Here is a 25,689-nt window from a genome sequence, read left to right on the forward strand (position 1 = left end):
TGAGTTCAAGGTTACCCATATGTTGTGACAACGAAGAATGACCATGATAATGAAGGAAACATGATGAGAGACGAGTTAATCGTCTATATGATTCGAGAAAAAGGAAGTGTCCCTCATGCATGATGAAATCTCATCTGCCGTTCAGGAGATGATGAGCGGCCTGTGTCAGAGCACCGCCGGCGATTTTTGCGGAATGGCCTGTGTGTCTGGATCGATGATGCGCTGGAAATATACCTCCGGGGCAACCAATGAACGTGTGAAACGGATGGCTATGCGCCCTGGACAAGATCTGGTAAGCACAGCGCTCAGAACCGGACGCACGGTCATGCTGGATGCGCAGTCCCGTGGAGAATACACCCCGGATCGCTGCCCGCTTATGCTCGCTGAACGACTTGTATGTGCTATAGCTGTACCGATGTTCAGCGAAGGCAGTCTGCCAAGCGGTGTATTGCTTGTGGGGAGCAGAACCTCGCGCACGTTTTCCCCCGAGATGGTGATGCAAACCGAACAAACAGCCAGACAATTGGAACAATATGCATGAGCAGGATCAGAGCGCGGAACATGCCTGCATCTCGTGGTAAGCCATGCTCCATCTCCCTTTTATCATCTATATACCTTCTATGATCTGTACAAGGATTAGGAGACTTTTCGGATATTACACTCTGAGAAGTCTCTTTTTTTGGTATGATAGAGATAGATGAAGGAACCGGACAGGGGGAAATGAAAGTGATTCGACTATTAGTTGTGGACGACCATGTGGTTGTGCGCTCGGGGCTCATTGCCTTGCTTGAAGGAAAGAACGATATACATATTGTTGGAGATGCAGCGGACGGCGACGAGGCTATTGCCAAAGCACAGGAGCTGAAACCGGATGTGGTTCTGATGGATTTCAGCATGCCACCGGGTAAGGATGGACTGACCGCTACAGCGGAGTTGAAAAAGTTAATGCCGGATATCACCATTTTAATTCTAACGATGCATGATGATGAGGAATACCTGTTCCGTGCAATCCATGCAGGAGCTTCAGGGTACATCCTTAAGAGTGCACCACATGAGGAATTGCTAGCCGCTATTCGTTCTGTAGCAGACGGGAGTGCCTACCTCTATCCAAGTGCAACCAAACGATTAATGAGCGAGTATCTGGACAAAGCCAAACAAGAAAATGCCGGGCCGTATGACACCCTTTCGGAACGGGAGAAAGAGATATTGTCCTGGATTGCCAAGGGATATGCCAATAAGGAAATCGCCGAACATCTGGTCATCAGTGTCAAAACCGTGGAGTCCCACAAAAGCAATCTGATGGAGAAGCTTGGACTGCGTACCCGACCGGAACTAGTGAAGTTTGCGATGAAAAAGGGGCTGTTGAACTTTGAGTAAGCCACGCAAAAACAGACTCAGCGGATTGGCCGATCAACCGGTTCAACTATTACTCAGCGAGATTGACCAGCACATCTCCGACAACGAGTTCCGAAGCAAACTGAAGGGTTCACTGCATCAACTCAGCGATCTGAAGTTTGCCCTTGATGAATCCTCCATCGTAGCGCTGACGAATCGCTTGGGCAAGATCCAATATGTGAACGATAAATTTTGCGAGATTTCACAGTATAGTCGCGAAGAGCTGATTGATCAGGATCACCGGATTATCAATTCAGGGTATCATGGCAAAGCCTTTATGAAAACGTTATGGGACACGATTTCTTCAGGCAAAGTATGGAATGGCGAGATACGGAATCGTGCGAAAGATGGCAGTCATTACTGGGTGAACACCACCATCGTTCCGTTTTTGGATAATGACGGAGAGCCTTATCAGTATTTGGCTGTGCGCAGTGAGGTCACCAAGCTGAAACGAGTTGAAGGTGAGCTACAGCAGATGATGTCACAAGTGATGAACATTCAGGAAGAAGAACGTCGCCGCATCTCTCGTGAACTCCATGACGGGATTGGACAAAGCCTGTTCTCTCTTGTGATTCAGATGGATCGTCTGCTCGCAGATCAAGCGAACCCCGGTGTGGAGGAACTACGGAAACAAGTTACCGGTATTATGGAGGATGTACGGGGCATGGCTTGGGAACTACGTCCTTCTGTGTTGGATGATCTGGGCGTCGTTCCTGCGATTCGAACCTATATCGAAAACTATAACCGTCATTACGGCATTGAAGTTACTCTGGAGTGCAATTTGCGCAAACGGCTGGAGATGAACCGGGAAATCGCCATCTATCGAATTATCCAGGAAGCCTTAACCAATGTGGCCAAATACGCTGACGTTGCCGAGGCACGAGTAACCGTAGAAGATACGGAAGAGCTCACGCTCGTGGTTATCGAAGACCACGGTACTGGATTTAATGAAGGTACTGCGGGGAATGGTGTTGGGTTGTTCAGCATGGAGGAACGCGCACGCGGTGCAGGGGGTACGTTACGTGTATCATCAGAACCCGGCGAAGGAACAACCGTTACGCTGCTGTTACCTAAGACAGTGAATCTCTAACAGATTCATGACATAACTTGTGCCATAAGATGAATTGCCGACTGCCCGCAGATAGCGAGCAGTCTTTTCTTTGATCATTCCGACAAAATGAAGGCATCCCATCATATATTTTCAACAATTTCAATAAAATCAGTTGACTGTGGTTACGTTTCGTCATTAAACTATGAATGCTGCAATGATACTGCATACAGGAAAACGTAAAGGATGGTTCAAACATGTCACAGAAACGTTCCTCCAAAGGCGGAGAGATTCCACAAATGTACAATCTGGACGAGATGGATCGCAAAATAATCGCTGCCTTGCATGAGAACAGCCGAATTTCTTATACAGACCTCGGAACACAGATCGGATTATCACGCGTAGCCGTCCAGGCTCGCATCAATGCATTATCGGAAAAAGGAATCATCGAACGTTTTACCGTTGTCATTAACCCCGGCAAGGTTGGGCTACAGGTCTCTGCCTTTTTTAATGTCGATGTCGAGCCGCGCTTTCTGGACGAAGTTGCGGAGATGCTGGACGAAGAGCTAGCCGTGACCAGCCTTTATCATATGACCGGCCCAAGTACCCTGCATATGCACGGTATTTTCGCAGATATGGAAGAGATGGAGCAGTTTCTGCTGGAGAAGCTTTACAAGATGCCAGGCATCGTCAAGGTGGAATCACAATTGCTCTTGAAACGTTATAAAAGCCGCATGGGCATGAGACTCTAGGAGGATATCAGCATGAGTTGGAAAGATTACAACGGTCTCGTAATCGGTATGGTACGAACCGGAATTTTGGGATATGGCGGCGGCCCTTCGGTTATTCCGCTAATCCGTTATGAGGCTGTCACCCGTTACAAGTGGGTCAGTGATGATGAATTCGGCGAGATTCTGGCGATTGCCAACGCTCTGCCGGGGCCCATCGCAACCAAGATGGCTGCTTATCTCGGGTATAAAACGAAAGGTGTGCTGGGCGCTATTGTGTCCGTACTCGCTCATATTCTGCCGACAAGCATTGCAATTATTGCTCTACTCGGTTCGATGTACGCCCTGCGTGAATCCAAAATAGTTGCAGGCATGGTAGCTGCCGTGCGGCCTGTCATTTTTGTAATGCTTGGCATGATGGCCTATGAATTTGCAATGAAGGCCTGGAAAGGGCTGGGTAAGTGGTTTGCCATGTTATTCGGTGTAATTGCTTTTGCAGCGTTACAGCTGCTAAATATCCACCCCGGACTAGTGATAACGGTGTTCCTTGCCTATGGCTTCTTCCATTTTGGTCTGGTTCAACGGTTCCGTTCCAAAGGTAACTCCGACAAGGAGGTATCATAGGATGCTTCAGACGTGGTGGGAATTATTTTGGGGATTTTTCGTAGCGAATATCCTCGGATATGGCGGCGGCCCCGCTTCCATTCCATTAATGCAGGAAGAGATTGTGAATCACTACCACTGGATGACAACCGAACAGTTCGGTGACGTCCTGGCGATCGGCAATGCACTCCCAGGGCCAATTGCCACAAAAATTGCTGCATTTGTCGGATATCACGTCGCAGGCTGGTTTGGTGCGTTAATCGCCAGCTTTGCTACTATTGTACCGTCGGCAACCGCACTCATTTTGTTAATTCGTTTATTGAACAAACATCGGACTTCGCCTAAAGTCAAAGGCATGACCCTGCTTGTGCAGCCCGTTATTGCCGTGCTCATGATTCTGCTCACTTGGGAATTCGGCCAAGTATCCACAAACTCCATTGGGATTTGGCAAACACTGATTATTGCAGGGATCTCCCTCTGGGTCATGACCAAAACCAAGCTGCACCCAGCTATTCTTATCCTTATTGCTTTTGCCTATGGTGCATTGGTACTGTCACATACGATGTGACGAGATTGGATCGCTTATTAGACGTAATGGCATACTTGAATGTGAGAGCGATATGCGATCTATCTATGAAAACGATATGCAATTACATCAGCATATTACTCAAAAAGGTGATATCAGCTTGAATGCTGACATCACCTTTTTGACATCTACTATTTTTGATTCATATTCCAGGCTTCAAAAGACAGGATTACTTTGCTTCAACGACTACGGTAACCTTAGTTCTTACTCCTGCATAGGAGACCGTGATGGTTGCTTTACCTTTACCATTCGCCTGAATGATACCATCTTTTACGGAAGCTGTCGCAATACGGGAGGATGTCCAGAGAGCCGGTTTGGATACATTCGCCTCACTGCCATCCAAATATGTTGCCGTAGCCACAACGGTTGCCTTATCTCCCGCTTTCATAGTCAAGGTCACTTTATCTGTCTGTAAATATTTCAGTGTATCAACATCCAGAGCAATCGTAACTGTTTTGCTGCCGTATTTTGCTGTGATTCTTGCTTTACCTGAGCTAAGTGCTTTCACTTTGCCTTTGGTCACTTGAGCCACTTTGTAACTGTTTGATTTCCACTCTGCTTTGTCCGTAATATCCCGCTCACTACCATCACTCAAGATAGCTGTTACCTTCAGATCAACCGTTTCTCCTGATTTCAGGGAAAGATCCGGTTCGGATGCTTCAATCCGTGAAATCACATCAACTTCAACCTGAATCGTGATTTTCTGCGAGCCGTATTCGGCTGTGATATTAACTTTACCACTGCTGTTTCCTGTGATTACGCCTTTTTTCACATCAGCTACACGGGCATTGCTGGATTTCCAAGTTGCATCAGCCGTGACGTCCTTGGTATTCCCGTCCCCATCCGTGCCTGTCAGGATAATGGATTGTGTTTCTTTTGCGGACAGCACGACAAAATTCACATCCGCCTCCAGGCCGCTCGCCATACCTACTTCAACAGGAAGTGTCAGCGTTTTGCCTTCGATCTTGGCTGTAATGGTCGCTTTACCTATTGCTACCCCCGTAATAACCCCTTTGCTGTCTATCTCGGCGATTTTCTCGCTGCTGCTGCTCCATGTTGCATCGTCGGATACATCCTTGGACGTTTCACCATACACCGCAAGCACTTTGGCAGATGTGGTTCCGCCAACAGCAACGATTGCTTTCTTTTTGTCCATCTCATACTTGTCCGGAACATCTACGTTCACCGTAAATTTCACCGTTTTACCGCCATAGGCTGCGGTTATTGTAGCTGTACCTGATTTGTAAGCGATCAGTTCACCGCCAGATACATATACAATATCTGCGTTGCTGGAAGTCCACGTCGCTTTGGACGTTACATCTTCCTTGCTTGCATCAATATATTCGGCGTTTGCTGTCAGCTTTTTCGTTCTGTTGTTACCAGTAACACTCATAGCCAGTTTATCGTTCACATCTTTGATATCCAGATATCTCGCTGTATCCACATCCACAGCGATCTCTACCGTTTTGCCACTATACGCGGCCTTGATCGTTGTTGATCCTGCACTTACTGCTGTAATTTGGCCTTTGAACACTGTAGCAACTTTATCATTGCTTGACGTCCATGTCGCCTGATCCGTTACATTCACATCACTGTTGTTAGGATACGAAGCCGTAACCTCAACAGTAGCGGTTTTATTGGTCTCACTTAAACGGAAGAAAATACTCTGTTTCCCCACGCTAAGCTTGCTGGTGAGATCCACATCGACGTCTACAGATACCGACTTCGTGCCGTATTTACCTGTAATTTTGGCAGAACCTGCCGAATAACCGGTAATACTGCCTTTCAGCACATCTGCAACCTTTTCGTTGCTCGACGTCCACTCTGCAAGATCGGTTACATCTTTGGTGGTTCCATCGGGATAAGTGGCTGTTAATTTCACATTTTCCTTCTGTTTAAGAAGCAGAGTAACCTGACTCTTGTCCACATCCACACGTTTAACGACTTCAACATTCACATCTACCGTAATACTCTGGCTACCCAGTTTCGCTGTGATCAATGCCGTACCTGCGCTTTGACCTGTTACTTTACCGTTTACTACGGTAGCAACCTTCTCATCACTGGTTGTCCATACAGCCGTGTCCGCCGCTTCTGCGTTGGTGGAGTTGTCGCTATAGGTAGCGGTCAAGGCGATGTCCTTCGCTTCTCCTTTGCGCAAATCCAAGCTTTGAACATTTTTCGTAAGGGCTTTGACCTTCTTCGTTACTTTAACCTGAATGTCCTGAGTGAGCCCTTTGTACGTTGCCGTCAGCGTTGCTGTACCTTCTTGCTTCGCCGTAATTGAACCGTTATATGCAGTTGCTATTGAAGTATTACTGCTACTCCAGGAAGAGCTTATCGTAACGTTTGCCGAGGTGTTATCTGAGTATACCCCTGTTATAGTCACTGATCCTGATTCGCCGACTTCGAGCGACATTTCATTCTTGGAAACCACAATTTTAGACAGTTCTTTCTCTGCCGCAGCAGCCAAGCCTACGTTGGAAATACTCAGCATCAACACCAGCATCATCACCATGTACTTGGTCAATCTTGGCTTTAACATCATTTCCCTCCGATAATCGTCAATTTTTTCCTACTATATATTGTCGGCAGGAACTTTCCAGATGTTTAGACTTTCAGGAAAATTTCAGGTGATTATATGGTAATTCATACTACTGTTTCATTTAAATACGGGTGCTGAGTCCAATTCATAATGATACTAACGGCGCATAACCTGAATATAAGGAGATATTCAGGTACAATATCATTTTTCAGAATCGGAGGAAATCTGTGTGAATCAGTCATTTGATTACATCAACTATTGGGAACAAACCTATCGTTCGGGTGAAACATCCGGCAGAGGTTCCTATGGCGTGTTGGCCGAATTCAAAGCCGAGGTGGTTAACGCATTAATCCAGCGTGAGGGCATTCATCGGGTCATCGAATTTGGCTGCGGAGATGGAAACCAACTGAAATATATGAACTATGGCGAGTATCTGGGTATGGATGTGGCAGCTTCATCCGTAAAACACTGTGTGTCGTTATATGCCAGTGATCCATCCAAAAGCTTCATGGTCTATACACCGGGCCTATGGGTCAACCGTGGTTTTCTCCAAGCCGATCTAACGGTATGTCTGGATGTGTTGTATCATATTACCGATGAGACGGACTTTCGGGCTACTCTTAACGATGTTCTGCATACTTCAACCCAATGGGTCGTAATCTATACAAGGCTGAAGGAGAAAGGGAATTCCGGCGTGCAGACTATACAAGATCGGAATTTGTTTCATTATCTGTTTGACTATCCCGAATTCAAAGTGCATGAGATCATTCGCCAGCGATATCCCGAACAGTCCTCTGCTGACTTTGTTATTCTGAGACGTTCGCCAGCGAAGTAAAATCTATATCAGAAAAAACAAAAATAGAACCAGCCTGTGTAGGCGGTTCTATTTCTTGCTTCTGTTCAACCAGGTAGACGTTTAACGATACTATTTTACATATATTTAAATATGCCTTTGAAGTTTGACATGTAGTTCTGTCGATGCCGCAGTACCATACTCCAGATAGTTTACAGAACCGTTGAAGTTTAAATAAGCCTCATAACGCATACGAATGGCGGGTAAAGTGATCATGTCCAGAACATTTTCCTTTGGAACCCACCTGCACTCACTCGTTTCCTCAGAAGTCGTTAACTCCCCACCCTCTGCTCTGCACACAAAATCAAACATGACTTTTGTAGGAACATCCGTTACACCGTCATACCACTTATGAATAGCTGTATTAGAAACAACACTTACTAAATGGCTTACTGTTGCGATGATCCCACTTTCCTCTTGGATTTCACGAATGACGCCATGCATCAGGTTCTCTCCAACTTCAGTTATTCCGCCAGGATACACCCAGCCATCATCATGGGTTTTGACCAACAGGATATTCCCCTGTCCATCTTCTACAATTCCGCCTGCTGATACGATATGTGTCGGGAATGACATTTAGGAACCTCCTACTTTAAGCTAAAATAACCCTTTACTACCGCGCAGCTTCGCCAGCGCCTCCATATAGAAATAATCGCCATAAATAATTGGCACATTAATCCCTCGACCTTCCGGGTAATGAACTGTTCCCTGCATGATCAGCCCTTCCTCCGCTGCCGATTCGCCGGAGCTGTAATGCTCATACAAGCCGCGGACGATGCGCTCTCCCGCGGCGGCGTAGATTGGCCCGCGCGGCGACAGCTTCGCGAGCTCGAACAGGCCGCTCGCGGCAATCGCCGCAGCGGACGAGTCCCACGCCGCCCGATGCTCCGCAGGCGCGCGAAAATCCCACACCGGCACGATATCTTCGCCAAGCATGGCGAGGAAGAAATCGGCCGCTCGCTCCGCTGTCTCCAGATATCGGGCTTCGCCCGTATACCGGAAAGACAGCGCAAACCCGTGCAACGCCCAGGCGGTACCTCGCGCCCAGGCGGACCCGGGAGCATGGCCTTGGCCGCCATGCTCCCGCAGCTTCTGCCCCGTGTGTGGATCAAACTCCACCACGTGGCAGATGGACCCGTCTGCGCGGATGAATTCGCGCGCCACGGTGTCCGCATGTGCTTCCGCCAGCCAGCGGAAGCGAGGGTCGGCGCTCTGCTCGGATGCCCAGTAGAGCAGCGGCAGGTTCATCATACTGTCAATGATGGCAACGCCGCGCGTGTCCATCATTGACGAGCTAAAGTTCCATGCGCGGATGAACTCACCGCGCACATGAAAGCGGGCAGCGAGCAGATTCGCGGCCAGCAGGCCGCGGCGTCGCCCTTCCTCGCTGCCCATCTGGTGGTAGCTCGCTACGCCACTAAGCAGCCAGATGAAACCCAAGTCGTGATCCACAGCATCCGGATCACGCAGACAACCTTCGAGCTGCCGCTCACAGCTATCGGTGATGCGTAACAGCTCCGCCGCAGATTCGTGATCCGGATCATCTCGGTACACTAGCCATAACAGCCCAGGCCAAAAACCGGCTGTCCACCATTCCGGATCATTCCTGTCGTACACACCATTGGTTGAAGTATGAGGAAAGGTATCCTTGATTCGTTTCGCATTCCGAATCGTCTTGACTGCCCCTTGCCGCCATGCTTCCTCCAGCCATGTTGCCGATGTTGAAGTATCCATGATCTTGTCCCTCCAGTTTCTATGCGAGATCGCATCGCATGCATACATAGATGGATAGCTTGACTGCTTCTGGTGTTCTTTAGTTCAGTCCCAATCGAACGGTAAAAGTCAGTTGCTGTGCACCGTAAACTTCCATTCGAGCCTGCTTCAACAGCCCGTTGCGTGACGCCACTTCCTGCTGATCCAGCTGAATCACAGCCCCGGCATCCTGTACCGTGGATTCAACGTACGCTCCCCGGTACACTGTACGCACACTTTGCTCCGTCTGGGTAATCACAGCCTGCTCCTCGCCATCGCAGAACATCAGCGGAATCAAGGCCCCCACCGCCTCAATCTCACCTTCGACTTCATACGTCACCGTCAGTTCATCTGCTCGTTGCACATAACGGGTGCTTACAGACTGTATTCCAGGTAGAGGCCCCGTCCATGTGATCTCAAAAGCATTCTCCGCATTGTTGTTCAACCTGGAAGCCTCAACCATCTCAGCCCTCTGAGCCTCCAGCTTACACACAATCGAACCACCGCCGCTAGCCGGATTGATTCCCGCATCACGGTCATAGTCGCTACCAGACGGGATACCTTCGGCCAGACTATGCCAGACCCCATCGATAGTCTTCCAGGCAGGGCAATAACTCAAAGGACGAACAACCCCTTCTGCAAATTCCGTGAATCCTGCCTGCATATGGCTAGCTGCAGACGGGCCAATTAACCCTGGTAGGCCAGCCTGCTGTATTCGTACCAGTCCGGGAATCGTATACGGGTCATTCAGTGCGGTGTGCAGAACCATCTGCTGGCCTGGCACAGAGGACAGTATCGTTTCAAACCAGCCATCGGCCCGCAACACCCTGCTTCCAATCTCGGAGGGAAGATAGAATGGAGCGATATCCTCATCTGGATCACATAGACAAGCATGAGCCAGCGCGGCGGCCGTCCACAGATTGTAACAGGTGTGATTCGTATATATTTCATATCCGTGTCGATTCTCAGGTGCATATTCGTTGCGTACGATTTTTAGACGTCCATCCGGCATCAGCCAGCGCTCCACAGCTTCAAAACAACGATTGGCCGCTCGTGCAAACGCCCCGGCTATTACCGAATCCCCCGCTTGCAACGCCAGCTTGGCGTGCACCGAGCATACATAAGCAGCCGCAGCTTCATTCCATTGGTGCTGGGAACTACGACCCCGAGGTGGTATTTCTCCCAGCGGAGACAACATCAGTAATGAGCTGAACGCACCGTGACGAAGTCTCTCTCGCAATGCATCTGCGACTTTGCCTTCATATCCGGCATCAAGCATCACTTCAAGATGATAACGGGTAGCGATATCATAAGAGAACGGACAATTGGGCCGATCCAGTGGCCCATCCTGATACAATCCAAGCGCGGTAAAGCGTGGTAGATGGTACGCCCCCAGATAACGATCCATCCATGCCTTATCCTCACTCGCAAGCTGCTCACTCCACCGCAAATATTCGCCTGAGATCATAATGGCATTCCAGTTAATCATCCGATTGGCATTGTTCATCTTGCTCATTGTAAACACATAGTCACTCTCAGGATCAATGGTTTGGAGGGCCTCAGCCCAGATGGCTGCTTGTTCAGGTCGATGAGGCCTCAGCAACATATAAGCCCGCATCATCAGCACAGGAAAAAAATCCGGATGATTGTCTGGAGCGCTGCCGTTGACCACCGCATCAATGCTCTGTGATAGAGCCGCCGATGCAGAATCCAGAAGCTCCATATGCCCTACATCCACTAGTACAGCTGCGGCCATAGCATAAGCTGGCGTGGAATAATAGCGTTCTATGCCTGAGTATGGATCGATAATAGCTCCATTCATATCTTGAATCTTCGTGTAAGCGTTGACAATTTGTTGAACGAGAGCCAGCTTGCGCTCCCGATTCCAGCCATCTGCCGGTGCGGGGCCAGCCTCTGCTGCCAATGTCCGATACTGCTCAAGCTCCGTATGCCATGGATATGTCGCTGTGGCTGTATAACTACTCACGTGGACTCACCTCGGTTTCTCTTTTATGGGATTCAATAATAAAATCAACCTGACATAAAATCTCCGGCATGTCTAGATTAGCTATCCCGTGCGCCTGCTCCCCTGCAACACCTGGCGTATCTCCACCATCCGTACTTTCCAAGACCTCCAGAGTTCCCAAGAAATCTTGGGTTTCCGAAACTCCCGTCGGCATTAACACATCTCCGAATCTTTCATCCTCGCCCTTTGTCGCTGTTGCTTCATTCCCTTTCCACATAAGGGATGTACGATAAAATGTAACAGGTACCTGATCATGACCCATGGTGTGCACCGCTTCCGTCTCAGCCTGCCACTGAATGGCATCATATATCATGTACATGTTGGCGCGTGAAGCCTGCCACTTAAGCTGGCCTTCCTTTTCTACCACTGGACATATCCGGCTTATCCAACGTTCAACAACCCGCGATCCGGCATATGGCTGCTCCACCGAGAATTTCACAGAGTCATCCTCTGCGCCATCCCTCCATTGAAACCGATCTATAACTCGTAAGGTTGCCACGGCACCATCTTTTCCGATCCTCCAGCACAAATGGCGTGTGTACTGATGCAACGATTCTACTTCAGGATATGCACGCGTCAGATCCAAAGCAGCCTGCATTCCACATCCATCCGGCTCAAGCTTGAACTCCAGCAGTTCGGCTTCAGCCTGCCTGCCAGAGCCCTGTTCACAACCTTGAATCAACGGCACATTATGGCCGGCAGACGAGATATGAAATAACCGCTCACGCCCTGGAGCAAAATACGCCTGAGTGTACACCCCTGCTCCAGGGTCACACAGTATATTTTCACCGCCGCAATGGATAATCACTTGTCCCAGATCATTATGGTTGTGAGGTTCATCATTATGACCGCCTTTGAACGAACACGCCGCCTGAATCCACTCTCTGTCGGAACGCAGACTGCCCTCTTCTTCCCGTGCATTCGGTACATGAAGGGCTCCCTTGGCAACCATCCATTTAAGCTGTTGAAAAATAAATCCGCCATTCGCCTGCACAGCCGCTTCTTCATGCACACGTCCATAGACCGCCGGAGCGCTCCACATCACGTTCCGCAGCAGATGGGCCCAGCGACGACAAGGATCGTCTGTCAGCCGAGGAATGTGTAAGGGCAGATCCACCTGCATCCCGAATCGTGCGGCTAACCGGGACAACAGTCCTGATGGAATCTCTTCATGCTCCGAGCTATCCGAATAATTGACAAATATTCCGCCTGACAGATGAATTCGCAGCGGAAATGCTGCTATAGCTGCTATTTTGGAACCCGTCAGGAGATTTAACGCCCCTCCACTGTAGCCCAATAACATCTCGGCATAATAGACGAAGTAACCGAACCCGTAGACCCAGTATCCAATCCCTTCGGCACAGCCGCCGTCCTCGCCATATCCGCTCAGGAACGCCTTCATACAGCCAAGCGTCTGCCGGGTGGACTCCAAGAGCATCATTTTATCCTCTAGCAGCAACATGGCAGCCATACCGCAGCACCCTCCGCAGACAGCAGACCAGTTGTGATCTGCCGTCTGCCAGTGATACGCCCGCTTTTCCCTGTATAACGGCGTAAAGATACGCCGCTCCGCCTCCATACTGATCCGTTCAACAACCAGAGGATCGAGATGATGACGATGAATCCCCACAATTTCAGCAAGCATATGTACCGTTTCTGCGGCAAAGAGGTCAATATTACCTTCCACCTGCTCCGCTTCTCCCGTTCCCAGATGTGCTGGAAGACACCACGTATACTCATTACATACCGCCCATAACATCTCTTCAAGAGCATGGAACATATCGGGGGCATTCGAATCGAGCGCAAGCAAGGACACGGCTGCCAATCTACCGCGTCGGTCGAAATAAACATGCTCGTAAGCCTTGCGATCTCCCGTCGTGCCAAACTGTCGAAACAATTGAAATGTCAGGAGAGGCAACGGTCCATTTAATGCCCGCTCTCCATATGTCTGCAAATCTTCGAGCAACTCAGCTAATTCTGGCCTAAACAATCTCTCCCGAAGTTTACCTGCCTTCCATCCTATACTCTCCTGACCATGATTTCGCTTATTAATGTTATGAAGTACCTGCTGGATACGCTGTTCATCTGGCCAGTCAATCCCCCCAGCCCCAGATTCATCTGCAGCCCCTCTTGTACGTATATGCATAGGTTTATTCTCAATGTCGTGATTGGAGCCTTGCACAGCATTCACCACGTTTCGCTTATGGAATTTAAGATAGAACCTTCAACCGAATACGGTATGAGAAATTGGAGTACGAGCCATAAATCAAATACTATAAGGAACTCTTTATTTATTACACATTGTTTACGAAAATCAATGTGTTTCCTGCTTCCCGCTACACAATAGCAAGTGGAGATTGCTGCACAACGGACAACCACTGGCGTGCAATTAACTCATGACCCGCCGCAGTAGGATGGACGCCATCCCACAGCCAGTAGGAGGCATCAGCCCGCTCCAGAGCTGCATTGAACGTTTGCTGCAGCGGAACCCACACGGCTCCGAACTGCTCGGCCATTTCCCGAACTTGCTGCTGGTATTCTGCCATAAGCTTCTCCCAGCCCTCCCATTTCTCCAACGTTGCTCCCGTCTTCAGAATGAAAGGTTCCATCAGAATAAGACCGGTATCCGGTATAACCTCCCTCGTTTCCTCCAGCAAGTGACGATACGCCCGGGCAAAACGATCCGTGTACCCTCTAGGTTCTTCATTCATGAAGCGCCAGGCATCGTTAACCCCAATCAGAATACTGATCAGATCCGGTTTCAGACTATACGTGTCTTCATTCCAACGTGCATACAGATCGGATGCCCGATTTCCGCTAATCCCTCGGTTATAGAACGTTTTTTGCTTACTCGCCAGCTCCATGCCCAGTCGGCTTGAGATCAGATACGCATACCCGTGACCAAGAACATGATTCAGATCCCCATCACGTGATCTCCCACCATCTGTAATAGAATCACCTTGAAACAAAATCATAGATGGACTTGGTTTCATCTTGGACATCGTTCCTTTCTCTCAACACATAGGATGATATCTACTGCTTTATCTCTGCAAAAATGGACTATTCCATTCTTCTTTCTCCATCTTATCCCTTTTAGCTTCATTAGAAAATAGCGTTTTCATTACCATCATCTCTTCCTATCCCATGAGGTAACGTAATATCATCATCGATACAATACCCACCAGCACCGTGCCGAGCAGGCTGCGTGTCCAGATGGCAACAGCAACTGTGGGCAGCGCTGCCCACAAGGCCGTATTCTCTGTAATTGGCACAAGGCGGCTGCCTGACATGAACAGTTCCTGACCAATGAGTGAGCCCATAACAGCGACAGGCACGTATTCAAGCCAGCGCATCAGCCACATCGGAATTTGTATTTTACTGAAGAGCATAAGTGGCAATACCCGGGGGATAAATGTAAGCAATGCCGAGCCCATAATAATCCAGAACACATCCCATCTTACTTCCATCGTTCCATAAACACTCCCATCGTTGCGGCAACAACCGCTGCTATGATAATGCTCAGACTACCTAGTGAAGCCATACTTGCTAAGATGACACACACAATTGCAATGATCGCTACATTAATATGTATTTTTTTGCTTTTGCGATGTATCAGTTGAAGCACAATTAGCCCGATAAACATAGCTGGCAGTGCATAATCAAGTCCTAACCGATCCGGGTTCGTGATCCAGCGTCCAAAATATGCTCCCGCCATATTCGCAGCAAACCAGTTCAAATATGCCGTAATATTCAGGCCATGCATCCAGCGTTCACTGAGCGTTTTCCTACCAATGGCTCGTGTCATCGCCACACCGAATGATTCATCCGTAAGCAGTGAGCCGATCCACATATTTTTAAGCGGTGTCAGATGTCTGAAATACGGAGATACAGCTGCGCTGAGCAGCAAATGCCGCAGGTTCACAAAAAATATGGTGAAGATGATTGCTAATGCTGATCCATTCGAAGCCAGCATACCTGCTGCAATGAACTGGGCAGAACCTGCATACAGAATTAGACTTAACAATGCGGTCTCGGCAAAACTCAGCCCTGCAGTCATCTCGATAACCCCCGCCGCAAAGCCAATACTTAAATATCCAAGCAGTGTAGGTACACAATCACGAACCCCCTGCATAAATGTCGCATCATCCCGAACTTTTACATCGTTCTCATATCCGGATGACCTTAGTGCATTTTGTTCCAAAATCAAGTACAACTCCTCTCTAATTTTAATCATGTGCAACCGATATATATCGATACATACCATTCTGGGTCAGAAAATTCTAATCATAAATTCAGAATCGGTTCGCACATTAACTTATAAATATACCACATTTTATGTCATTTCGGGAGAGTTGACAGGGGGAGAATGTACTATGAAGAAAGTGACGCAGCCAAAGGGGAAACGAACGTTGCAGATGAGAGAGAAACTGATACTGTCATTTGCCATCGTGCTGCTGATCCCGACCATTAGTTTAGGCATCATTTCATTCCAGACAGCAAATGCCAAGGTCGAAGAAAAAATGTTTGAGAATGCCAATAGCAGTGTGAGCGTGCTTAATCAGACCATTGATCAGATCATTGGAGCTACACGCAAAAATGTGGATTTCCTGGCAAGTCAGCTCGATGCTGGTAATGTCGGAGCTGTTCAAGGAGATGAAACCAAAACCATTCGTACCTTACTGGATGCATACAAAGATACCCATAGCGATGTCGAGCTCGCTTCCGTTGGAACAGATAAAGGTGTCTATATCAACTCTCCGGTGACCGCCGTGAACAAGCCGGGATATGATCCCCGTGAACGTCCTTGGTTTAAAGCAGCTTCAGACAACAAAGACGTGCCTACAGTAATCACACCGTACATCTCAAGTAATACAGGTAATGTCGTTGCTTCGGTCGCTCAAACGACCGGTGATGGTCATGGTGTCGTTTCGGTAAGTCTATCCCTTGAAGCTCTTTCCCAGACGGTTAACAATACCAAAATCGGGAAAAGAGGATATATCTACATTATTGATAATGCGAATAAAATCATCGTACATCCAACCGAGAAACCAGGTACCGAAGGCACGATGGAACCTTACAAAAATATTTTTGAACAGAAAAACGGTGATCTGCAATATACGCAAAATGGTAAAAATGAACATGCCTTCTTTGTCACCAATGAAACAACTGGCTGGACGGTTGTCGGTGTTATAGACAATGATGAGGTCACGGAAACGGTTCGTCCGATTCTATACACTACACTTATTGTTATCGCGATTGCGATTGTCATCAGCTCCATTATTATCTACTGGATTGTACAAGCCATTACGAGACCGCTCAATCGACTTGTCAAAGCCTCCAACGAGATCAGTGATGGCAATCTGACCATTGAGGTTGCTGTGAAAGGACAGGATGAATTCGGTAAACTCAGCAACAGCTTTAACAAAATGAGTCAATCTCTCCGTAACGTTATACAGGATGTGCGTCATACGGCTGACGAGCTTACTGCCTCTTCCGCACAGCTTGCCATTAATTCGTCTGAGACGACCAAAGCCACGGAGCAAGTAGCTCTCATTACGGAGCAGTCTGCAGCTGGTATTGAAAAGCAGGCGAACAGCCTGAAACATACCGCGCAGCAGATGAATGAGCTTGCCGGAGGGGTCGGACAAGTAACCAACAGTACACAGCAAGTATCTGAAGCTGCTATGCAAGCAAGTGAACTTGCACAACAAGGGAATTCGACCATCAAAACCGCTGTATCGGAGATGGGCTCCATCCAGAATTTCGTGCAAGGTATCGCAGAGACCGCCATACGGCTGGATCAGCATTCCACTTCGATTGGTGAGATGGTGTCTGTCATTACAGATATTGCAGCCCAAACCAATCTGCTTGCGTTGAATGCTTCCATTGAAGCAGCCCGTGCTGGCGAGCATGGACGCGGCTTCTCCGTTGTAGCAAGTGAAGTTCGCAAACTGGCGGAGCAATCCAGCGTATCCGGTCAGAAAATTGTTGAGATGGTTAGCTCCATTCAGCAAGAAATCTCCCAAGCGAATAAAAATGTCAATCTGGGTCAAAAAGACGTGGAGAGTGGCATTCGAGCAGTACAATTTGCCGATGATGCTTTTGTGCAGATCAGCGAGGCTGTTGGAATTGTCAATCAGCAGCTTGAGAATATTGCAGCAGCTTCAGAGGAGATGTCTGCCAGCACAGCAGAAGTAGTGCAGTCCATCGACAACATTCATACGATATCGGAAACGAATGCAGATGGCACAGAGAATATCTCTGCTGCGACAGAAGAGCAAGTAGCTTCCATGCAAGAAATATCTTCCTCAGCGGATTCACTTGCACACCTGGCTAGTAAGCTGCAGAAGCTGGTGGAGCAATTCAAGCTATAACTGATGATCACTGTCAAGTTATCGCCATCTGGTGAGCGCATTAGAGCATATCACCACAAAAAAAGACCCTTTGCTGACTCTACAGCAAAGGGTCTTTTTTATTTGGATAGCCATTCTTGCTAAACCCCGTATCGCCAAATTAAACTCATCTGAAATTGTTAAAATTGAGGTAGGAGTGAACCCTATTTGTCTATTGATTAGATGGTCTGGTCTCCCCGTGGTAGCCACGCTCTCCGTAAGGTTCGAGTTTCTCAAACCAGCGTTCCAGACATTTAGCCAGTGCGTCCTTCGAATCAGCGTAGGGATTATCATCTTTTTTCAACACTTCCAACACCTCAATCACGAAGGCGCTCTCACCGTATTCATTCCATTCCGCCTGCAAACGTCGGTTCAAATGGCTTCCCATTTGTAGCATAAATTGCTGTCCATTAATCGTCTTCAGATTCGGTGTGCTGTCGATATACACTTTGCCATTTCGTTCATTCCGGATCTGGTACACACCTGCTTCTGTTTTGACCTCTTTCGCCTGTTCCTGTAACTCTTTACGCCGATTCATGCGCTTCTCTCCCTTATCTGCTTTTCCTTCACGATCTTGCTGTTCCACAACTTGTGATGATGTTCCGGATAATTGCTCAGTTTGTTCGCCCGGTTGCCTTCCCTGTCCTCTGTCGTCACGTGTTTTCTCTACCGAACTACCCAGCCAATACTGGCTGCCGTCCTCCTTCCGCTCCAACAGACCGTAATCCACCAGATACCTCCGGATCTCAACATAGTCGTCATGCACCCTCTTCAAGAGCGTGTTCACCTGTTTTTCGGTGTAGTGACGCTGTGGCTCGAATCGTTTGACGATCTCCGTGAGCACAATATACTTATGCTTTTGCTGCATATGAAACGTGGTCATCGGGCCGCTCGTACCTTCCGGAAAATAACTACGCAGCACATATTCACGTTCCTCTTCGGATATATCAAAAGAATGCTGATGAATCGTATGTTCTTGTTTTATGATTGGGGATACCCATGCTGCCGGAGCATGAAGGTCTTTATTTTTCAACAGTTCCATCAACGCCAGAAAGATCTTGGCCTGCCTTTCCTTTTCCTTCAAAACAAACCGGTGGTTTCGAATGGTAGACGCACTGCCGATGCCCAAAGCCTGCTGCACTTCTGCATCCTTTTTCCCTTCATAAAACTGAGCCAGCAGACCTCGCTGCACATCGGACAACCCCGTCACGCTTTTATCCAGTTCCAGCAAATATTCAAATACGGACCCATGTACCTTCTCAATATGAACACGCATATAACGAACTGCGTCATACAGCACTCCCTCTTCGGGATAAATAATTCCTGCCTCCGTTGTAAAACCACAACAGATACATGAATAGGCCAACCCTTCCTCCACATATCCACGTTTGATCTCTTCGAGAGAAGCTGTCTGTAATCTTGAATCCGAGGCTTTCATCCGTCACCATCCTTTCTAAAATCTTTCCAATATAATTTGAATTGTTTTTCAATAAAATTTCAGCTTTTTCATCTCAATATTTTTTGTTTTCTGTTTTCCAATCTTCATTCACTAACTTGCTCGTTTGTTTATTTATAGATATATTATTATTTTGTTTTATTATTGTCAAACAAAATGAATAAATTAGAAATAAGAAACACAACTATTAACCTTTTGCTAGAAAAAAAGACTGCCGGTTCATCACCCCGACAGTCTTCATACCTGTTTCCCTATTTATTTCATTACAGTTTGAATCGTTCTATCATGCTCTGCAGATCCTCTGCCATGCGTGACAGGGCTGCTGATGATGCAGCAACCTCTTCCATTGTAGCAAGTTGCTCCTGAGCGGCAGCCGAGCCATCCTCCGTTCCCGCAGCAATCCGGTTGGACAGAACCATCGTTTCGTTTACAGCTTTGTTTACATGCCCCATTCCCTGATCAATCTGACGGGAAGCTGCAGCGGCCTCCTCAGCCTGTGCTGCAACGGTTCGGACCGCATCACGAATCGTCTCGAAGGCTTCTCCTGCCTCTTCGATCATCTGCGAGCCCTTCACCATGCCTTCACCTGTACGTGCAAAAGTAGACTGTACGGCATGTGTCTTCTCGTGCATCTCCTGCATAAGCTCGTTAATTCGCTCTGCCGAAGCGCCGGAACTGTTCGCAAGCATTTTCACTTCGTTTGCAACCACTGCAAATCCACGCCCCTGCTCGCCTGCTCTTGAAGCCTCAATAGAAGCATTCAGTGCCAGAATGTTCGTCTGCTTGGCAATGGCGGTAATCTCCGCTACGATCTCCAGAATTTCATCATTCTTCGCTCGCAGATCATCGATGACAACCTCCATAGCCTTACTCTCATCATTCACCTGCTGAATATAGGATACGGCTTCCTGCATCGTGACCATACCCGCTTCCGATTTCGAAGATGCTTCGATCGCAATACGCTCCGCATCCCCTGCTCTTGCAGAGATCTCCTTCACTCCGAGTGACATTTCACCGACTAATTGTTCCGTTGCTGCAAGACTTGCATTCTGCATTGTCGTTCCTGCTGCAGCATCCTGCATCAACTCGGCCACCTGCTCGGTTGCTTTGGAGGTCTGCTCGGAGCTTGCCATCAACTCCTCGGATGATGCTGCCAACTGGCTGGATGTATCATGTACTTCTCCGAGTACATTACGTAATGATGTCGTCATGGTATCAAAGCTTTCTCCGAGTTGACCGAATTCATCCTTACGCTGCAGGCCTACACGAACCGTCAGATCCCCTGCGCTTACTTGAGATGCCGCTTGCGTTAACTGCTGCAATGGACGGTGAATGCTGCGAATAATAAAGATCATCAACACGATCCCCACAATGACTGCTACGCCTACAAGAGTGATCGCTCGGATCATGATAGGCTGCACGGACTCCACTGCTTCAGAAGGGATCATCTCACCGACAATTTTCCAGCCTGTCGCCGGATTCGTGTAGAACACCGCCTCCATCGCTTGACCATCATATGTATACTTCACGGTTCCCTGATCTTTTGTGTACATCTCGTTAATGTAACTTTGATTCGACTGTGTACCTGCTTCAATCTTGTAATGGAACAAAAATTTCCCGCCATTATCCAGCATATACAGCTTCCCTGCTTTGCCGATATGGATCTGGTCAACCGTCTCCTTCAGATGATTCAGGCTTACATTGGCACCAAAAACACCTTTCCCATCTGCCAGTTTGGCTGCCGCCGTCACGACCCATTCTCCTGTCGATGAAGACTGGTAGGTATCCGAGATAATTGGTTCAGATTGTGACATTGCCATTTTATACCACGGGCGTTCGCGTGGATCATAGATCTGATTCCCCGGATCGGGAGACTTCATCCAGCTTCCATCCTCGGCTCCTGCCGTAAGTACACCCAGTTCTTTATGATTTTTAGACATCCGATCCATCTGAGCTTGAATCGCAGGTGACTTGTTAATAATGTCTTCGGATGTCATTCCCGATGCGATCTGTGCAACGTTGTCCTTCTCCATACTGAGCATCTGATCGATTTGCAAGCTAAGCATTTCCGCTTTGGCCTGTGCCGAACGAGTGATCTCCAGGTTAACCTGATCTGCTGCCTTAAGATAAGCCAGCCACCCTACACTAAGACTAGGAACAATCAGGAACAAAAGCAATGCCGCAATCAGCCGTTTTTTCACCGTCAACGTAAACCAGGACTGGAATTCGTTCTTCGTTGTACGTGCTGTTTGAAGTCTTTTTTGAAACCCTTTTTTCATTATCTATCTATCTCCCATCCTTAAGTTCAACTCTTTTTATCGGAAAGTTCACCACGAAACATTATGTATCAATACTAAATAATCGCATTTTTAATGATCTAATCCTATTACATAGGTATACTCTGTTTTTGACCCCCTTGTTGGGATCGTTTACAATAATCATATATTGGTTTTTCATGAAACACTTGGAAGGAGCGGGTTCAAATCTTACGCAAGTTTCACATGCAACAACTTATATCTAGCCGTGTCTACCCATCTATGTTTCGTATTCTATTAGCACTCATACTATGCGTAGGCCCGGTATTTGGGCTGGCTAGCCACTCTACTGTTTCTGCAGCGCAGAACACACAATCTGTGCACATTGAAGTTAATGGAGAGCAGCAATTCTGGCAGAATGCTCCGGTTATTCTAAAAGGCACAACGTTTGTTCCTCTACGGGATGTAGTTCAATCTGTCAAAGGGGATTTGAAATGGGATGCCCGTACCAAAACAGCAATCATTACCGTTGGCAGGGACAAGCTGGTGCATCAAGCTGGCAGTAACTCCATCAAAATAAATCATGTTGCTCTAGCTGCTCCGGTGAATTCACGTACCATTAACGGTACATTAATGATTCCTGTTCGTACCTTGGCGAATGCTCTTAAGGCTGATATTAAGGTCCAGCGAACACCTTCAGGCCAGATCCGTGTTGGTATTTTAACTGATCAGGTCAGCTTGCTGAATTCTGAAGTGGCTAGCGTGGATACGTATCTGCGCGAGATTAACTATCCGGGTATGGCTCTGATTGCACGGAATGGAGAAGTATTGTTGAGACAGGGGTATGGTCTTGCCGATGAACAAACAATGAATCGTCCGGACCAGAAGACCCGAATCGCCTCCTTGAGCAAGGCATTCACAGCTGCTTCCATCTTAAGTTTGGCCGAAGCCGGTAAGTTGAACGTTCAAGATCCGATCTCTACCTATATTTCGGGTATCCCGAAGGGAGATCAGATTACCCTGCATATGTTGCTGTCCCAAAGGTCGGGACTGCCTTCGGCTTTCGGTCGCGGTGAAGGCACGAAACTTGAGGAAACTGTTGAAGAGATTCGGCACAAAACGTTGAAGTTTGAACCTGGCAGTGCCTATCTATACAGCAATAGCGGTTACGTTTTACTGGCGTATGTTGTAGAACAGGTATCCGGCATGAGTTATGCCGATTATGTGCAACAAACCATTTGGGGACCGCTAGGTATGAAAGACTCGGGAGAGACATCCCGCAAAGTGCATACAAACAGTGGCTTTGTTCAGCAAGGTAAAGGATGGGCGCCTGCACCTTACTATGTTTCACAATCCGGGTCAGGAACGATTTATTCGACCGTGGACGATTTGCTGAAATGGGATCGGGCGTTATACACCGACCAGATTTTAAGTCAAGAAACGATTGACACGATGTACGAGCCCTACTCCAATAAAAATTACGGCTACGCCTGGATTCTTAAGGAAAATGGAATGAAGCGTACTGTCTTCCACAATGGAAGCGGCGGCGGATTCTCGACAGCATTTTCACGCAATCTATCCGATGATATTACCATTATCCTGCTCGGTAATCATGCAGGCATGGATATGACCTCGCTGTTGAATGACGTAGAGGCACGAACGGCCGAAGCTTTGCAGTTGTGATAGTCACTTAAAGCATCATAACGGAGCCACCGATTCAGTTGGGGTTGAAAGTTTGGGATTGAGGGTTGGGTTGGGTTGGGTTGGGTTGGGTTGGGTTGGGTTGGGTTGGGTTGGGTTTAGGCTGAGGTTGAGTGAGATTTTGAGGTTTTGAGGTTTTTAGGTTCGGTTAGGGTGTGGTGGGTAGGTTGAGGTTTTCAGAGTGGAGACTGGATCTAAAGCCTTCCCCCACCCCTTGTTTATTCTAACGATCTCAGATGAGCTTATTGGAGTGATAAAGAGCCTTCGAGAATTTTAACGATCACCAGCAACCTTATTTTGCTAAAAACACATGATCAACACCTATTTTCGCATCGATTCCCCATAATAAGCTCTGCTGAGACCGTTAGAAAATAAAAACGTGTAATATTGCCCAAATAGCGCTTCTGGAGATCGTTAGATTTCAGAATCCACCAAAACGGATCATATCATCATCGGGGGGCGCTAAAATTAGATAAGGTTTACATGATCAAGCTCTCTACACGTTCAATAATGAGAGTATGATATAACACAAAAGGGACGAAGCATAAGAGCTCCGTCCCTTTGTTATTTTTAGCCACCTACTCAAGGCTAAGCTACCCCACACTACGAATTCTGGTGATCGCCAGCATTCAGCTAAATCATACTAACCGACATCCAGCGAGACGGGTAGGTTGCCCTCGAATGGAATCCGGCCGATCAATGCTTTCGCTACACTGTCCATGGCAAGAGGTCGGCTCTCATAAGCTGCGATATACGTCTGCACATCGGGAAGCTTCAACAGATCGTATGGACTGCGAAGTGCAGCTACAGCCAAAGGTTTACCAAGCTGTTGAAGCCAGCCGATCAATCGACATTGCGGGTCACCGGAAGGGCTGCCTGCGTTATATGTACCAATTACAATTTGTGTAATATCCTCCGCTTCTGCGGCCTGAAGCAGACGAGCCGAGGATATGGCAACTTCATCCGCTGGCACCATCCAATCCACGACCTCCAGACCTTGGGCAGACAAAGCCGCTCCGAGTGTTGCTGCACCGCCCAACTGTTCATCCGCGATACTTGTCACTTCTGATGCAACAGTGATCACGAGTGTTCGCTCTCTTTTTAGCGGTAGCATATGTTGGGTATCCCTGACCCGTGTAATGCTCTTCTCACTAATCCGCTGAGCCACCTTCTGATGTATCGGATCATTACGCCGAAACGTCACAGTTGATGAGGCTACATCACTTCTATGCTCTGTAACGGAGTCTGGGCTCAATGCATTCATCAGCTCCACATCGGCCACATCGTTTTCCCTCTCAAGCACCCCACGCTTTGCTTTAAACGTCAACAGACGTGTAACCGACTCGTTAATCCGGCGCTCGCTGATCCGTCCGCTATCTACTGCATGTATCAATGCGTCAAAAGCTTCCATCTGCAACTGTGCCGTGTGACTGATCAGCACAATATCCGCTCCTGCTTCCACCGCCATCACCGCTGCATCAACGGTGCCATAATGAACAGCGATAGCATTCATCTCCATGCAATCAGTCACAATAATGCCTTCATACCCAAGCTCCTTGCGCAGCAATCCGGTTAATACCGAATGGGACAATGTGACAGGTAGGCGCTCCGGCTCCAGTGCCGGAAAATAAATATGAGCAGACATCATAGCATCCACGTCTTCCGCTATTGCTGCACGAAACGGCGCAAGCTCAACCCGGTTGACCCTTGCCCTGTCATGGGTGATTACAGGAAGATCGAGATGAGAATCGGTATCCGTATCGCCATGACCAGGGAAATGTTTGGCCGTCGCAGCGATACCCGCATTCTGAAAGCCCGCAATGGTTGCTGCACCGAATTCGGCTACCTTTTCCTCGGATTCCCCAAACGACCGTACACCGATAACCGGGTTGTTCGCATTGTTATTCACATCGAGTACAGGGGCAAAGTTCATATTGATACCCATCGATCGCAGTTCCATTCCACTGATACGTGCCGCCTCATAAGCATCTTGCACCGATCCAGCCGCAGCAATGGCCATCTGTCCAGGCATCAGTGCGATACCCTCTGTAATTCGGGCCACCATGCCGCCTTCCTGATCAATGGCGATCCAAAGAGGCACATTACCGCTCGCATGCGCGATGTCCTGTAAACCACCAGACAGCCGCTCTACCTGCTCAGGCGAAACGACATTCCTTGCAAAATAAACGATGCCGCCAATCGGGTAACCTCGAAGTAGCTTTTCTACCTCTCCCTCCGGCTCTGTTCCGTGAAATCCACATAACAGCATCTGTCCAATTTTGTCACGCAGGCTCATCTGCCCAAGTCTCTGCTTGACCCTGTCCTTCAAGCTGTGCATACCATGCCCTCCTC

General features: G+C 48.1%; 20 protein-coding genes. 9 read left to right on the top strand and 11 right to left on the bottom strand.

Annotated elements, in window-relative coordinates; translation table 11 throughout:
* Nucleotides 1–115 precede the first annotated feature (115 nt).
* From ACR8BL_RS14720 to ACR8BL_RS14745, 6 genes are all read left to right on the top strand, one after another.
* On the top strand, nt 116–541 hold the full coding sequence (locus ACR8BL_RS14720; protein ID WP_434748364.1) for a GAF domain-containing protein: 426 nt from the start codon (nt 116–118) through the stop codon (nt 539–541).
* Between the two features lie 185 nt (nt 542–726).
* The gene (locus ACR8BL_RS14725; protein WP_434748365.1) at nt 727–1,377 is read left to right on the top strand and encodes a response regulator; all 651 of its coding nucleotides are present in this window, start codon (nt 727–729) and stop codon (nt 1,375–1,377) included.
* Nucleotides 1,370–2,485 carry a PAS domain-containing sensor histidine kinase gene (locus ACR8BL_RS14730; RefSeq protein ID WP_434748366.1) on the top strand — a complete coding sequence of 372 codons (1,116 nt, stop codon included), beginning with the start codon at nt 1,370–1,372 and terminating at the stop codon, nt 2,483–2,485. Before ACR8BL_RS14725 ends, ACR8BL_RS14730 begins: the two co-directional genes overlap by 8 nt.
* A gap of 215 nt (nt 2,486–2,700) precedes the next feature.
* Nucleotides 2,701–3,195 carry an Lrp/AsnC family transcriptional regulator gene (locus ACR8BL_RS14735; protein WP_434748367.1) on the top strand — a complete coding sequence of 165 codons (495 nt, stop codon included), beginning with the start codon at nt 2,701–2,703 and terminating at the stop codon, nt 3,193–3,195.
* Nucleotides 3,196–3,207: 12 nt separating this feature from the next.
* Nucleotides 3,208–3,795, top strand: coding sequence for a chromate transporter (locus ACR8BL_RS14740; RefSeq protein ID WP_434748368.1), 588 nt, complete (start codon nt 3,208–3,210; stop codon nt 3,793–3,795).
* A 1-nt stretch (nt 3,796) separates the two neighbouring features.
* Complete coding sequence (locus ACR8BL_RS14745) at nt 3,797–4,342, top strand: chromate transporter (RefSeq protein WP_434748369.1); 546 nt, start codon at nt 3,797–3,799, stop codon at nt 4,340–4,342.
* Nucleotides 4,343–4,529: 187 nt separating this feature from the next.
* On the opposite strand, the gene ACR8BL_RS14750 is transcribed toward ACR8BL_RS14745, so the two are convergent.
* Nucleotides 4,530–6,905 (bottom strand): Ig-like domain-containing protein, encoded by a 2,376-nt coding sequence (locus ACR8BL_RS14750; RefSeq protein WP_434748370.1) that lies wholly within the window; start codon nt 6,903–6,905, stop codon nt 4,530–4,532.
* A gap of 226 nt (nt 6,906–7,131) precedes the next feature.
* Between ACR8BL_RS14750 and ACR8BL_RS14755 the strand changes: the two genes are divergently transcribed.
* Nucleotides 7,132–7,737, top strand: coding sequence for a hypothetical protein (locus ACR8BL_RS14755; RefSeq protein ID WP_434748371.1), 606 nt, complete (start codon nt 7,132–7,134; stop codon nt 7,735–7,737).
* Between the two features lie 105 nt (nt 7,738–7,842).
* Here ACR8BL_RS14755 and ACR8BL_RS14760 read toward each other — a convergent pair whose 3' ends face one another.
* The 7 genes from ACR8BL_RS14760 to ACR8BL_RS14790 form a co-directional block, all read right to left on the bottom strand.
* Nucleotides 7,843–8,331, bottom strand: a complete 489-nt coding sequence (locus tag ACR8BL_RS14760; protein ID WP_434748372.1) for an NUDIX hydrolase — start codon at nt 8,329–8,331, stop codon at nt 7,843–7,845.
* 21 nt (nt 8,332–8,352) lie between these two features.
* Nucleotides 8,353–9,489 carry a glycoside hydrolase family 88 protein gene (locus ACR8BL_RS14765; RefSeq protein ID WP_434748373.1) on the bottom strand — a complete coding sequence of 379 codons (1,137 nt, stop codon included), beginning with the start codon at nt 9,487–9,489 and terminating at the stop codon, nt 8,353–8,355.
* Between the two features lie 79 nt (nt 9,490–9,568).
* Nucleotides 9,569–11,494 carry a glycosyl hydrolase gene (locus ACR8BL_RS14770; protein WP_434748374.1) on the bottom strand — a complete coding sequence of 642 codons (1,926 nt, stop codon included), beginning with the start codon at nt 11,492–11,494 and terminating at the stop codon, nt 9,569–9,571.
* Nucleotides 11,487–13,724, bottom strand: coding sequence for a hypothetical protein (locus ACR8BL_RS14775; RefSeq protein ID WP_434748375.1), 2,238 nt, complete (start codon nt 13,722–13,724; stop codon nt 11,487–11,489). The genes ACR8BL_RS14770 and ACR8BL_RS14775 overlap by 8 nt, the downstream gene beginning before the upstream one ends.
* 145 nt (nt 13,725–13,869) lie before the next feature.
* Nucleotides 13,870–14,526, bottom strand: a complete 657-nt coding sequence (locus ACR8BL_RS14780; protein ID WP_434753130.1) for an SGNH/GDSL hydrolase family protein — start codon at nt 14,524–14,526, stop codon at nt 13,870–13,872.
* A gap of 144 nt (nt 14,527–14,670) precedes the next feature.
* Entirely contained in the window at nt 14,671–15,000 is a 330-nt protein-coding gene (locus ACR8BL_RS14785) for an AzlD domain-containing protein (protein WP_434748376.1), read from the bottom strand.
* Entirely contained in the window at nt 14,991–15,665 is a 675-nt protein-coding gene (locus tag ACR8BL_RS14790) for an AzlC family ABC transporter permease (protein WP_434753131.1), read from the bottom strand. The genes ACR8BL_RS14785 and ACR8BL_RS14790 overlap by 10 nt, the downstream gene beginning before the upstream one ends.
* Nucleotides 15,666–15,906: 241 nt before the next feature.
* On the opposite strand from ACR8BL_RS14790, the gene ACR8BL_RS14795 reads away from it, so the two are divergent.
* On the top strand, nt 15,907–17,907 hold the full coding sequence (locus ACR8BL_RS14795) for a methyl-accepting chemotaxis protein (RefSeq protein ID WP_434748377.1): 2,001 nt from the start codon (nt 15,907–15,909) through the stop codon (nt 17,905–17,907).
* A gap of 190 nt (nt 17,908–18,097) precedes the next feature.
* Here ACR8BL_RS14795 and ACR8BL_RS14800 read toward each other — a convergent pair whose 3' ends face one another.
* Nucleotides 18,098–19,363 (bottom strand): DUF2087 domain-containing protein, encoded by a 1,266-nt coding sequence (locus ACR8BL_RS14800; RefSeq protein ID WP_434748378.1) that lies wholly within the window; start codon nt 19,361–19,363, stop codon nt 18,098–18,100.
* Nucleotides 19,364–19,644: 281 nt separating this feature from the next.
* Nucleotides 19,645–21,660 (bottom strand): methyl-accepting chemotaxis protein, encoded by a 2,016-nt coding sequence (locus tag ACR8BL_RS14805; protein WP_434748379.1) that lies wholly within the window; start codon nt 21,658–21,660, stop codon nt 19,645–19,647.
* Between the two features lie 222 nt (nt 21,661–21,882).
* Between ACR8BL_RS14805 and ACR8BL_RS14810 the strand changes: the two genes are divergently transcribed.
* Nucleotides 21,883–23,319 carry a serine hydrolase gene (locus ACR8BL_RS14810; RefSeq protein WP_434756362.1) on the top strand — a complete coding sequence of 479 codons (1,437 nt, stop codon included), beginning with the start codon at nt 21,883–21,885 and terminating at the stop codon, nt 23,317–23,319.
* A 661-nt stretch (nt 23,320–23,980) separates the two neighbouring features.
* On the opposite strand, the gene nagZ is transcribed toward ACR8BL_RS14810, so the two are convergent.
* Nucleotides 23,981–25,675 (bottom strand): beta-N-acetylhexosaminidase, encoded by a 1,695-nt coding sequence (nagZ, locus tag ACR8BL_RS14815; protein WP_434748382.1) that lies wholly within the window; start codon nt 25,673–25,675, stop codon nt 23,981–23,983.
* Between the last annotated feature and the right edge of the window lie 14 nt (nt 25,676–25,689).

The sequence above is a fragment of the Paenibacillus amylolyticus genome, from assembly GCF_051136285.1.
In the GTDB taxonomy this organism is placed as follows: Bacteria; Bacillota; Bacilli; order Paenibacillales; family Paenibacillaceae; genus Paenibacillus; species Paenibacillus amylolyticus_F.